Here is a 12621-nt window from a genome sequence, read left to right as displayed (position 1 = left end):
ACGCCGGCAGATTCACAGAACGGCAATATTTTTGAAACCGGTCTGTCACATAAGGGCTCTAACTCTCCCGCCGTCCGTTCAACCATTTCGGTGTCACCATGTCTGTTCCAAGCCTCTGCCGCCTGAGCACTGCGCTCGTTTGCCTTCTTTCGATCGTGCCATCGCTTGCCGCTGCCGAGCAGGCCACGGCGGCGAAAGCGCCTTATGTGGAGGCTGGAAACACCAACAAGCGTGGCGACGCCTGCTTCTCGACGTTGGACACCAATGCTGCCGTCCATCTTCTCTCCGGCTTCCTCGAAGTCTGGACGCCGCGCACGCCGTTCGTGGATGCCGGTGTAGAGGCCCCGGCCAAGGACAATTGCCCTGCGGTTGCCAAGACGGATTGGGACGGCATTCCCCTAAGCAAGACAGACGGCCAAGTCGTCAACAAGCTCGTCCACGATGCGAACATTGCCTATGTCGTCAAGGCGACGCGAGCACGGACGGCCGATCAGGCGGTTGCTGCTTATCTCGACGATCGGCGGGGCAAGAATGCCAGCATTGTCGATGGCCTCGGCCCGCTGACGGATGCATGGAAGGCAGGCTCCAAGCAGACCACCACGATCACCGAAGTCGCGGTCGATGCGACGACGGTCAAATACGACGACAAGGGCAATAATCGCGGCGCCGGCAGCAAGCCGGACACGGAAAACAAGACCGATGCCAACCCGGACATGGGCCTTGCCATCGATTTCATCAATGCCGCGAGCGGTGATGGCTCGACGGAGCCGGCGAAGCGCTATTTCAAATATGCCCGCCCCTATCGTTGGAGCCAGGACGTCTCGGTCGTCCCGACGCTCGAGCCCGCCAAGAACGGCAAGCCGGTCGAGGACGGCGGCTTCCCGAGCGGGCATACGGCGGAAGCCTGGCGCGATGCGCTCGCCATGGCCTATCTCGTGCCGCAGCGTTTTCAGGAAATGATCACGCGCGCCAGCGAATTGGGCGAAGACCGTATCCTTGCCGGCATGCATTCCCCCCTCGACGTGATGGGCGGCCGCATGCTCGGCACCGCCGTGGTCGTCTACAATCTGAACAAGGCCGACAATTCAGCGCTGAAGAGCGATGCTTACGCCCAAGCGCAGTCATGGCTCATTGCCAAGTCGGGCGTTGCGGATGCGGGCGCGCTCGAAGTCGCGGCCCATGCAGCGCCGCTCGCCGCAGACCGTTTCGCCGATCATGACGCCAACCGCGCTTACGTGCTGCAGCGTCTGAGCTATGGCCTGCCCGCCATCCACGGGACCGACCAGCCGGCGCGCGTACCGCAGGGTGCCGAAGCGCTTCTCGAAACGCGTCTGCCCTATCTCGACGGCGAGCAGCGCCGCGACGTGCTTGGCACGACGGAGATCGCCTCGGGCTATCCGCTGCTCGATGACGCTGAAGGCTACGGCCGCCTCAACCTGTTTGCCGCGGCAGACGGTTATGGCGCCTTCGATCAGGACGTCACCGTGACGATGGATGCCGCAAAGGGCGGCTTCAATGCGATCGACACCTGGCGCAACGATATCGGCGGCAAGGGCAAACTGGCGAAGCGCGGCAGCGGCATTCTCGGCCTTTCCGGCGCCAACAGCTATGCCGGCGGCACGGTGCTGGAAGAAGGCGTGCTGGTGGCAGGCTCGCCCTTGGCCTTCGGCACCGGCGGACTGTCCGTGAACGGCGGTTCTCTCATCCTGGCGGCCGATAGGCCCCTGATTGTAGGTGGTGATTACCAGCAGCTCGCCAATGCCGCGGCGAAACCGACGCTCGGTGCTGACGGCGCGGGCACGGTGGTCATCGCAGGCAAGGCGGCACTCTCCGGCGACCTCGACGTCACACTTGCCTCGGGCTATGCCCCGGCGCCCGGAACGAAGATCGAGATCCTGAAGGCGGGAGCCATCACCGGCATCTTCGACAAGTTCACCATCTCCGGCCACAAGGCGACCCTTTCCTATGGCCCGACATCCGTCACCTTGACGATCGGCGGATAATATCGAACTGACAGGGCATCCCCTCCGTGGGATGCCCTGGCTTGTCTTTGCCTGCCCGTTTGCCCCTGCCGCCTACGTCATTTTGCGTATGTGTTTTTGCGTTGCAGCACCCGATAGTCCCCTCGGCAACAGTTAATTTCCGTTTCCGGCCTGTTGCGGAACAAGAAGAGGGGAGTTCAACGAGATGAATCTCAGGTCCACTATCACGGGCGTCGCGCTCGGCGCCGTCATGGCGGCAACGGCAGCCTTCCAGGGCGCAATTGCCGCCGACGACACGATCAAGGTCGGCGTGCTGCATTCGCTTTCCGGCACGATGGCGATTTCCGAAACGACGCTGAAAGACGCCATGCTGATGCTCATCGATGAGCAGAACAAGAAGGGTGGTCTCCTCGGCAAGAAGCTCGAAGCCGTCGTCGTCGACCCGGCTTCCGACTGGCCGCTGTTTGCCGAAAAGGCACGCGAACTGATCGAAAAGGACAAGGTTGCGGCCGTCTTCGGTTGCTGGACCTCGTCTTCGCGCAAGTCGGTCCTGCCGGTTTTCGAAGAGCTGAACTCGCTGCTTTTCTACCCGGTCCAGTACGAGGGTGAAGAATCCTCGCGCAACATCTTCTATACGGGTGCCGCTCCGAACCAGCAGGCAATTCCGGCCGTCGACTACCTGATGAACACCGAAGGCGTTAAGCGCTTCGTGCTCGAAGGTACCGACTACGTCTATCCGCGCACGACCAACAAGATCCTGGAAGCCTATCTCGAATCCAAGGGCATTCCGAAAGAAGACATCCTGATCAACTACACGCCGTTCGGCTTCTCCGACTGGCAGACGGAAGTCTCCAAGATCAAGGAATTCGGCTCGGCCGGCAAGAAGACCGCCGTCGTCTCCACAATCAACGGTGACGCCAACGTTCCCTTCTACAAGGAACTCGGCAACCAGGGCGTCAAGGCAACCGACATTCCTGTTGTCGCCTTCTCGGTCGGCGAAGAAGAGCTTGCCGGTCTCGACACCAAGCCGCTCGTCGGCCATCTGGCTGCCTGGAACTACTTCGAATCGGTCGATACGCCGATCAACAAGAAGTTCATCAAGGAATGGCATGCCTACACCAAGAACGACAAGCGCGTGACCAACGACCCGATGGAAGCTGCCTATATCGGCTTCAACGCCTGGGTTAAGGCTGTTCAGGCTGCCGGCACGACCGATACGGACGCGGTTCTCGACCACATTATCGGTGTCTCCGTTCCTAACCTCTCCGGTGGCACGGCGACCGTCATGCCGAACCACCACATCACCAAGCCGGTGCTGATCGGTGAAATCCAGGCGAACGGCCAGTTCGAAATCGTACAGCAGACCCCTGAGGTCGTCGGCGACGAATGGTCCGACTTCCTGCCGGACTCCAAGGATCTGATCTCCGATTGGCGCAAGCCGATGAACTGCGGCAACTTCAACGTTGCCACCGGCAAGTGCGGCGGCAAGGGTTCCTGAGTTAGCCGATCCGACACGAGCCAGAAGAACTTCCGTCCGGATTTCAAATCCGGGCGGAAGCTCCGTCCCCAGCGGGTTGGCGAAGAGGCCGACGCTGGAGCAATTCCAGAAAGACTGCGCAGCGTTTGCGTCCGGAATTGCGAAAACAGGGGGATAGAGCATTTCGAAATGCTCTAGTTTAGGCGGGAAAGCCGATGTATCGCGCCATCAAGATCTTTCTTTTGACCATTTGCCTGACGCTCACGGGGCTGACGACCGGCCTCAAGGCCCAGGATGATGTCCACGCTCTTGTCGATGCACTTGGCGTCGGCGGCTTTCCGGAGCGTGAAGCGGCCATCAAGGCGCTCGTCGCTTCCAAGGATGCGCATGTCAGCCAGATATTGCAGCAGCTGAGCGACGGCCTGCTTTACGTCAATTCCGACGAGGGTGGTCCCGTGCTCCTGCAGGGCGGCACGGATGACGAGCCGACTTATTCCGATCCGCTCACCGGCGAGGCGGTCGCCGATATCGATCCCGACACGATGTCGAAAGTCAGGGTCAACAATTCGGTGCGCACGCTCATTGCCACGCAGATGAGCCAGCTGACGCTGCTGAGCCCTGATCGCGGCGCTCGCTTTGCTGCTGCCCAGGGCCTTCTGAAAGATGCCGATCCCGCCAATCTCGATCTGCTGAATTCCGCTCTGGCCGATGAAAAAGACGCCGAGATCAAGAGCACCATGGAAGCGGCTCGCGCCGTGATGGTGTTGAAGAGCGATATGAGCGCCGACGAGAAGAGGGCTGCCATCGATACGGTTGCCGCCCGCGGCGGCCGCGATGCGCTGACTATTCTGACCACGGCGCTGGCAACCGCGCCCGATGATCTCAAACCTGCCATTCAGGCGCATATCAGCACCATCAACCTTAGTCTGGCTCTCTGGAATATCGTCCAGAATGTCTGGTACGGGCTGTCACTCGGCTCGGTGCTGTTGCTTGCGGCCATCGGCCTTGCCATCACCTTCGGCGTCATGGGCGTCATCAACATGGCGCATGGCGAGATGGTGATGATCGGCGCCTACACAACCTATGTCGTGCAGGAATATATCACTGCAAACTTTCCCGGCTTGGCTGACTATTCGCTGGCCTTTGCAGTGCCCGCCGCTTTCGTCTTCACCGGTTTCGTCGGCCTTATCATCGAACGTGTCGTGATCCGCTATCTCTACGGCCGGCCGCTGGAAACGCTGCTCGCCACCTGGGGTGTTTCGCTGATCCTGCAGCAAGCGGTGCGTACGGTCTTCGGCCCGACCAATCGCGAGGTGCGCAATCCGAGCTGGATGTCCGGTGCCTTCGAATTCGGCGGCTTGGCGATCACCTGGAACCGTCTCTGGATCATCGTCTTCTCGATGGCAGTCTTCGTGGCGCTGCTGATGCTGCTGAAGCGCTCCGCCTTCGGCTTGCAGATGCGCGCGGTCACCCAGAACCGCCGCATGGCTTCGTCCATGGGCATCCGCACCGGCTGGGTCGATGCCTTCACCTTCGCGCTCGGTTCCGGCATTGCCGGCATGGCGGGTGTGGCGCTCTCGCAGATCGATAACGTCTCGCCGAACCTCGGCCAGAGCTACATCATCGACAGTTTCATGGTCGTGGTCTTCGGCGGCGTCGGCAATCTCTGGGGCACGCTGGTCGGTGCTCTGTCGCTCGGCGTCGTCAACAAGTTCCTCGAGCCCTTCGCCGGCGCCGTGCTCGGCAAGATCCTGGTGCTCGTCCTCATCATTCTCTTCATCCAGAAGCGTCCACGCGGGCTCTTCGCACTCAAAGGAAGGGCGGTGGAAGCATGATTACGGCCTTCCTTCTCCGGTCTCTCGATCGCCGGATCTCCATTGCCATCGCCATCCTGCTGGTGATCGCGGTTCTGGTGCCGGTGCTCAATCTGGCGACATCGGCGGACAATCCGCTGCATGTGCCTACCTACATCATGGCGCTGTTCGGCAAGTATTTGACCTATGCGCTGCTGGCGCTGGCGCTCGATCTCGTCTGGGGTTTCTGCGGCATTCTCTCGCTCGGCCATGGGGCCTTCTTTGCGCTCGGCGGTTATGCGATGGGCATGTATCTGATGCGCCAGATCGGTTCGCGCGGCGTCTATGGTGACCCTGTTCTGCCCGACTTCATGGTCTTCCTGAACTGGAAGGAGCTGCCCTGGTTCTGGCACGGTTTTGACCAGTTCTGGTTTGCCGCGCTGATGGTGCTGCTGGTGCCCGGCCTGCTTGCCTTCGTCTTCGGCTGGTTCGCCTTCCGCTCGCGCGTCAACGGCGTGTACCTGTCGATCATCACCCAGGCCATGACCTATGCGCTGCTGCTTGCCTTCTTCCGCAACGACATGGGTTTCGGCGGCAATAACGGCATGACCGATTTCAAGGATATCCTTGGCTTCAATGTGCAAGCCGATGGTACGCGTGCGACGCTCTTTGCTGCAACCGCGATCTTCCTGGCGCTCTCGCTGATGATCGCGTCGGCGATCGTGCGTTCGAAATTCGGCAAGGTGCTGGTTGGCGTGCGCGATGCGGAAAGTCGCACGCGCTTCCTCGGTTATCGCGTCGAGCATTTCAAGCTCTTCACCTTCGTCGTTTCGGCGATGATGGCGGGTATTGCCGGGGCGCTTTATGTGCCGCAGGTCGGCATCATCAATCCCGGTGAATTCGCACCGGCCAATTCCATCGAAGTCGTCATCTGGACGGCCGTCGGCGGCCGCGCGACGCTGATCGGACCGATCATCGGCGCCATCCTCGTCAATGGCGGCAAGACGATCTTTACCGGCCTCTTTCCCGATTACTGGCTGTTCGCGCTCGGCGGCCTCTTCGTGCTCGTCACGCTGCTGCTGCCCAAGGGCATCGTCGGCACGATCGCCCAGTATCTCGGCAAGCGGAAGCCGGTCTCGACCAGCGTGCCGCCAGCGACAGCCGAAGAAGGCGTCGACGCGAAAATCCAGGCTGCGGAGTAGACCATGATCCCCGACGTCAAACCCAACAGCGTGCTCTATCTCAACGGTGTCTCGGTCTCCTTCGATGGCTTCAAGGCGCTGAACTCGCTCTCCATCGTCATCGAACCCGGTGAACTCAGAGCAATCATCGGCCCGAATGGCGCCGGCAAGACGACGATGATGGATATCATTACCGGCAAGACCCGGCCCGACGAGGGCGAGGTCTTCTTCAACGGCACGATCGACCTTACCAAGAAGGACGAGGCGGATATCGCTCAGCTTGGCATCGGCCGGAAATTTCAGAAGCCCACGGTCTTCGAAAGCCATACGGTCTGGGACAATCTGGAGCTGGCGCTGAACCGCCGGCGCACGGTGTTTTCAACGCTGTTTTATCGCCTCTCCGGTGAGGACAAGGCGCGTATTGAGGAAATCCTGGAAACGGTGCGGCTGACGCATCGCCGCGACGAATTCGCCGCCAATCTCTCGCATGGCCAGAAGCAGTGGCTGGAGATCGGCATGCTGTTGGCGCAGGAGCCGAGGCTCCTGCTCGTCGACGAACCGGTGGCGGGCATGACCGACGCCGAAACGGCTGAGACGGCGATCCTGCTCAAGGATATCGCCAAGACGCGTTCGGTCGTCGTCGTCGAGCACGACATGGGTTTCATCCGCGATCTCGGTGTGAAGGTAACCTGCTTGGCGGAAGGTTCTGTATTGGCCGAAGGGTCCATTGATTTCGTCAGCAACGATCCGAAGGTGATCGAGAACTATCTGGGGCGCTAAGATGCTGACCGTTGAAAATGCAAGTCTTCACTATGGCGCGGCACAGGCCCTGCGCGGCATCTCCATGAAGGCCGAGATGGGCAAGATCACCTGCGTGCTCGGCCGCAATGGCGTGGGCAAGAGTTCGCTGTTGCGCGCCGTCACCGGCCAGCACCCGATATCGGCGGGAACCATCACCTTCAACGATGCGAAGCTGAATGGCCTGCCGCCTTTTGCCCGCGCCAAGCAGGGCATCGGCTATGTGCCGCAGGGGCGTGAAATCTTCCCGCTGCTGACGGTCAAAGAAAACCTCGAGACCGGCTTTGCTCCGCTTGGCCGCCGCGACCGCAACATCCCAGACGATATCTTCAGTCTCTTCCCGGTGCTGAAGTCGATGTTGTCGCGTCGCGGCGGCGATCTTTCGGGCGGGCAACAGCAGCAGCTGGCGATCGGTCGCGCCATGGTCACGCGGCCGAAGATTCTCGTGCTCGACGAGCCGACCGAGGGCATCCAGCCCTCCATCATCAAGGATATCGGGCGGGCGATCCGATACTTGCGCGATTCCACTGGCATGGCGATCCTGCTTGTCGAGCAATATCTCGATTTCTGCCGCGAGCTTGCCGACTATGTCTACATCATGGATCGTGGCGAGATCGTTCACGAAGGCCTTGCCGAGACGCTGGATACGCCGGAAGCGCGTCGCCATCTGACCGTATGACCTCTCTGGCGATCGCGCTGGCAGATGCCGCATTTTGCGGCAAATGCCTTCCGCGCCATCCTTACAGCCCGTGGGGGCACGGGCTTTCGAAAAGCGGCACGGGACTTGCTTTGTTGCAGTCAACAGACACATTCAACGCAAGTTGCCAGACAGGACGGCATCTGCGCACGGGGGTGGCATGACAGGCGCGGCGGCGGGCATCACGAGACCGCAGAGAGCGGAAGGACGCGGGCATCTTGCTGCCAAGGTGCAGGATGGGCGTACGCGAATCCGTGAGCTTTATCAGGAAGGTGCAGCGAAGATCCGCCTGCCGGATACGTTCGATTCCTCGATGGAGGCTGTTCTCATCAATACGGCCGGCGGGCTGACCGGCGGCGACCGGATGATCTGGAGCGTATCGGCTGGAGCGGGTACGCGCATCGATGTGACGACGCAGGCCTGCGAGAAGATCTACAAGGCATCGGCCGGCACAGCAGAGGTGACGACGCAGATCGAGGTTGGGCCGGGCGCCCGCGTCGACTGGCTGCCGCAGGAGACGATCCTCTTCGATCGCGCCTCGCTGTTTCGCCGTCTGGATGTCGATCTAGACGACAGCGCGGAGTTCCTCGCCGTCGAGGCAATCCTGCTCGGGCGCAAGGCGATGGGCGAGACGATGGAGACGGGGCTGTTTCGCGATCGCTGGCGTATCCGCCGGTCGGGCCGGCTGATCCATGCCGAGGAGTTGCGTCTTTCCGATGCCGTGGCGCTGCTTGCGGCAGAGCAGGCGGTGCTCGGCGGGCAGGTGGCTTTTGCGACGGTGCTTTATGCCGGACCGATGTCGGAAGCCTATCTCACCAAAGTACGGCCGCTCGTGGACGGGCATATGGGCGGGGCAAGCGCCTGGAGCGATAAGATCGTCGTGCGCCTTGCCGCAGCCGATGGCTTTGCGCTGAGAAAAATCCTGATCCCGGTCATTTCCGCCTTGCGCAATGGAGCGCCTGTGCCGAAAGTCTGGAATCTATGAGTTCAACAAGCGGATAGACGATGAACCTCACCCCGAGAGAAAAAGACAAGCTGTTGATTTCCATGGCCGCCATGGTGGCCCGCCGGCGGCTGGAGCGCGGCGTCAAGCTGAACTATCCGGAAGCTATCGCCCTCATCAGCGATTTTGTCGTCGAGGGCGCGCGTGATGGCCGCCCGGTTGCCGAGTTGATGGAGGCCGGCGCCCATGTGATCAGCCGCGACCAGGTGATGGAAGGCATTGCAGAGATGATCCATGACGTGCAGGTCGAGGCGACATTCCCCGATGGCACGAAGCTGGTGACCGTGCACGAACCGATCCGCTGAGGAGTACGCCATGCTGGAGCTTCGACCCAATTGCGAATGCTGCGACAAGGATCTGCCGCCTGAGAGCGCGGAAGCGATGATCTGCACATTCGAATGCACGTTCTGTGCGGATTGCGTTGAAAATGTCCTCAAGGGTGAGTGCCCGAATTGCGGCGGCAATCTCGTTATCAGGCCGATCCGGCCTGCGGCAAAACTTGCGAACAATCCGGCCTCCACGAAACGTGTTCTGAAGGCCGAGGGCTGCGCGCCCAAGGCGGCTTAAGGAGAGATAGATGATCCCTGGCGAAATCATTGCTGCGAGCGGCGAGATCGAGCTCAATGCCGGCGCACCGACTGTGATGCTCGAGGTTTCCAATACCGGCGACCGTCCCGTGCAGGTCGGCAGCCACTATCATTTTGCCGAGACCAATGCCGGCCTGTCCTTCGATCGCGACAAGGCCCATGGCATGCGGCTCGATATTCCCGCCGGCACGGCCGTGCGTTTTGAGCCGGGCCAGACCCGCTCGGTGACGCTCATTCCTCTGTCCGGCAAACGTGAAGTCTACGGCTTCCGCCAGCTCGTCATGGGCCGGCTCTAATTAAAAGAAAATGACGGGAGGAAATTCATGCGCTTGAAGATCGGGCTCATCGGTGGAGCGTTTATGCTGCTTGCCGCCGGTGCTGCCCATGCCGAGGACGTGGACTGTGACAATGCGCAGACACAATCCGATATGACGAGCTGCGCGCAGGCGCGCTATGAAGAGGCCGACAAGGCGCTCAATGCCCAGTACAAGCAGACGCGCGCCGCCATGGTGGCGATCGACAAGGATCTCGATGGTGACATGAAGGGCGCCGAACAGGCGCTTCTCAAGGCACAGCGCGCCTGGATCAGTTATCGCGACGCTCAATGTGAGAATTACGGCTTTCAGGCACGCGGCGGCACGATGGAGCCGATGCTGGTGGCGGGCTGCCTTGCTGACCTGACGGATCTCAGGACCAAGGAGCTCAAAGAACTCGCCAATGGAATGGGCCAGTAAGGTGGGCAGGACGATCATGATCGTGGGCAACGGCGAAGTGGGAGAAGGAGGGGCTGAGATCATCGATGCCGCCGACTTCGTCATCCGCTTCAACGAGTGCCGCTCCTATGGCGCCGGTGGCACGCGCACGGATGTGGTTGCGGTATGCAATACCGGCCGACCCGCCAAGGCCATGCTCGGCTCGGAAAGCTGGCGCATCCATCCCGGTGTTGTCGAAGCCTCGGAAATCTGGAGTGTGCGCAATCCCGAAAAATTCGCGGCGATGCGCGCACCTCTTGCGGCTTCGCATCCGGAGCTCGATGATTTCTGCGACGATTACACCAACCAATTCAGCGCTTTCTGTGCTGAAGCTGGCAAGGTGCATCGGATCGTTGACAAACAGGTTCACGAAGCCGTCGATCAGGCGCTGTCTGCCTTCTCGCCGGCGCCTTACATCGTGCCGAGCAGTGGCATGATCGTCATCGGCGAAGTGCTCGACAGATTTCCCAACGACGAGGTGACGCTCGCAGGCTTCGGCCATGTGGGCTGGGAATGGCATCCCTTCGCCGCCGAGAAGCAGCTCGTCGACTCCCATATTGCGGCCGGCCGTCTCAGACGGCTTGCCGGAAAACCATTCGTCTCTTCCTCCCAAGGAGCCTGATAGATGCCCTACAAGATCTCCCGCAAGGCTTACGCCGGCATGTTCGGTCCGACCACCGGCGACAAGGTCCGCCTTGCCGATACGGAGCTTTTCATCGAGATCGAAAAGGATTTTACCACCTATGGCGAAGAGGTGAAGTTCGGCGGTGGGAAAGTCATCCGTGACGGCATGGGCCAGAGCCAGGTGACGCGGGCAGATGGCGCGGTCGATACCGTCATCACCAATGCCGTCATCATCGACCATGCCGGTATCTACAAGGCCGATATCGGCTTGAAGGACGGTCGTATCGCGGCGATCGGCAAGGCCGGCAATCCGGATATGCAGCCGGCCGTCAATATCATCGTCGGTCCGGGCACGGAAGCGATTGCCGGCGAAGGCAAGATCATCACGGCCGGCGGCATGGACAGCCATATCCATTTCATCGCGCCGCAGCAGATCGAGGAAGCGCTGATGAGCGGCCTGACCTGCATGCTCGGCGGCGGCACGGGGCCGGCGCACGGGACACTTGCGACGACCTGCACGCCTGGCCCTTGGCATATTGCGCGCATGATCGAGGCAGCCGATGCTTTCCCGATGAACCTCGCTTTTGCCGGCAAGGGCAATGCGTCGCTTCCGGGTCCATTGCAGGAAATGGTGCTCGCCGGCGCCACCTCGCTGAAGCTGCACGAGGACTGGGGCACGACGCCCGGCGCCATCGACTGCTGCCTGTCGGTCGCCGACGAATATGACGTACAGGTGATGATCCATACGGATACGCTGAACGAGAGCGGCTTCGTGGAGGATACGATCGGCGCCATCAAGGGCCGCACCATTCATGCCTTCCATACGGAAGGAGCGGGCGGCGGTCACGCACCCGACATCATCAAGATCTGCGGCCAACCGAACGTCATTCCTTCGTCCACCAATCCAACGCGGCCCTATACGGTCAACACCATCGCCGAGCACCTGGACATGCTGATGGTCTGCCATCACCTGTCGTCGTCGATCCCCGAAGATATCGCCTTTGCTGAAAGCCGTATCCGCAAGGAGACAATCGCGGCCGAAGACATCCTGCACGATATCGGCGCTTTCTCGATCATCTCGTCGGACAGCCAGGCCATGGGCCGTGTCGGCGAAGTGCTGATCCGTACCTGGCAGACGGCCGACAAGATGAAGCGCCAGCGCGGCCGCCTGAAAGACGAGAAGGGCGACAACGACAATTTGCGTGTCCGCCGCTATGTCGCCAAATACACGATCAATCCGGCGATCGCCCATGGCCTGTCCCATGAGATCGGCTCCATCGAAGTTGGCAAGCGCGCCGACCTCGTTCTATGGAACCCGGCCTTCTTCGGCGTGAAGCCGGACATGGTGTTGCTCGGTGGCTCGATTGCCGCTGCACCGATGGGCGATCCGAATGCCTCGATCCCGACGCCACAGCCGGTGCATTACCGTCCGATGTTTGCCTCCTTCGGCAAGAGCCTGACGAACTCCTCGGTCACCTTCGTTTCTCAGGCTTCGCTCGACGCCGGTCTCAAGGGCCGCCTCGGCGTCGCCAAGAATCTCGTTGCAGTGAAGAATACCCGTGGCGGCATCTCCAAGGCATCGATGATCCACAACGACCTGACACCTGATATCGAGGTCGATCCGGAGACCTATGAGGTGCGGGCGAATGGCGAATTGCTGACCTGCGAGCCGGCGACGGTGCTGCCGATGGCGCAGCGTTATTTCCTGTTCTGAGCCCCATCTTTCA

At 61.0% G+C, this 12621-nt stretch carries 13 protein-coding genes; all 13 read left to right on the top strand.

All coding sequences use genetic code 11. The annotated features are described in order from the left end of the window. Positions 1–98 precede the first annotated feature (98 nt). Positions 99–2003, top strand: a complete 1905-nt coding sequence (locus AB4Z13_RS22790; protein WP_442206892.1) for a phosphatase PAP2 family protein — start codon at positions 99–101, stop codon at positions 2001–2003. Between the two features lie 184 nt (positions 2004–2187). Next, positions 2188–3480, top strand: a complete 1293-nt coding sequence (gene urtA / locus AB4Z13_RS22785; RefSeq protein WP_113321639.1) for an urea ABC transporter substrate-binding protein — start codon at positions 2188–2190, stop codon at positions 3478–3480. 194 nt (positions 3481–3674) lie between these two features. Continuing rightward, a complete protein-coding gene (gene urtB, locus AB4Z13_RS22780) occupies positions 3675–5294 on the top strand; it encodes an urea ABC transporter permease subunit UrtB (protein WP_442206891.1) in 1620 nt (539 codons plus the stop codon). Next, positions 5291–6454: an urea ABC transporter permease subunit UrtC gene (gene urtC, locus AB4Z13_RS22775; RefSeq protein ID WP_442206890.1), complete on the top strand. Its 1164-nt coding sequence runs from the start codon at positions 5291–5293 to the stop codon at positions 6452–6454. Before urtB ends, urtC begins: the two co-directional genes overlap by 4 nt. A gap of 3 nt (positions 6455–6457) precedes the next feature. Continuing rightward, positions 6458–7213, top strand: a complete 756-nt coding sequence (urtD, locus tag AB4Z13_RS22770; RefSeq protein WP_442206889.1) for an urea ABC transporter ATP-binding protein UrtD — start codon at positions 6458–6460, stop codon at positions 7211–7213. 1 nt (position 7214) lies between these two features. Further along, on the top strand, positions 7215–7910 hold the full coding sequence (urtE, locus tag AB4Z13_RS22765; RefSeq protein WP_442206888.1) for an urea ABC transporter ATP-binding subunit UrtE: 696 nt from the start codon (positions 7215–7217) through the stop codon (positions 7908–7910). 178 nt (positions 7911–8088) lie between these two features. Then, entirely contained in the window at positions 8089–8913 is an 825-nt protein-coding gene (locus tag AB4Z13_RS22760) for an urease accessory protein UreD (protein WP_439016220.1), read from the top strand. 20 nt (positions 8914–8933) lie between these two features. Beyond that, positions 8934–9236, top strand: coding sequence for an urease subunit gamma (locus AB4Z13_RS22755; protein WP_007816043.1), 303 nt, complete (start codon positions 8934–8936; stop codon positions 9234–9236). 10 nt (positions 9237–9246) lie between these two features. Then, entirely contained in the window at positions 9247–9498 is a 252-nt protein-coding gene (locus tag AB4Z13_RS22750) for a DUF1272 domain-containing protein (protein ID WP_113321645.1), read from the top strand. 10 nt (positions 9499–9508) lie between these two features. Beyond that, a complete protein-coding gene (locus AB4Z13_RS22745; RefSeq protein ID WP_113321646.1) occupies positions 9509–9814 on the top strand; it encodes an urease subunit beta in 306 nt (101 codons plus the stop codon). A gap of 27 nt (positions 9815–9841) precedes the next feature. Beyond that, entirely contained in the window at positions 9842–10252 is a 411-nt protein-coding gene (locus AB4Z13_RS22740) for a lysozyme inhibitor LprI family protein (protein ID WP_442206887.1), read from the top strand. A gap of 16 nt (positions 10253–10268) precedes the next feature. Further along, positions 10269–10892 carry a Urease operon accessory protein gene (locus AB4Z13_RS22735; RefSeq protein ID WP_442206937.1) on the top strand — a complete coding sequence of 208 codons (624 nt, stop codon included), beginning with the start codon at positions 10269–10271 and terminating at the stop codon, positions 10890–10892. Between the two features lie 3 nt (positions 10893–10895). Continuing rightward, on the top strand, positions 10896–12608 hold the full coding sequence (gene ureC / locus AB4Z13_RS22730; RefSeq protein ID WP_442206886.1) for an urease subunit alpha: 1713 nt from the start codon (positions 10896–10898) through the stop codon (positions 12606–12608). Positions 12609–12621 lie beyond the last annotated feature (13 nt).

The sequence above is a fragment of the Rhizobium sp. YAF28 genome (assembly GCF_052113285.1).
Classification (GTDB): domain Bacteria; phylum Pseudomonadota; class Alphaproteobacteria; order Rhizobiales; family Rhizobiaceae; genus Rhizobium.
This window is presented reverse-complemented; position numbering and strand designations above follow the sequence as displayed.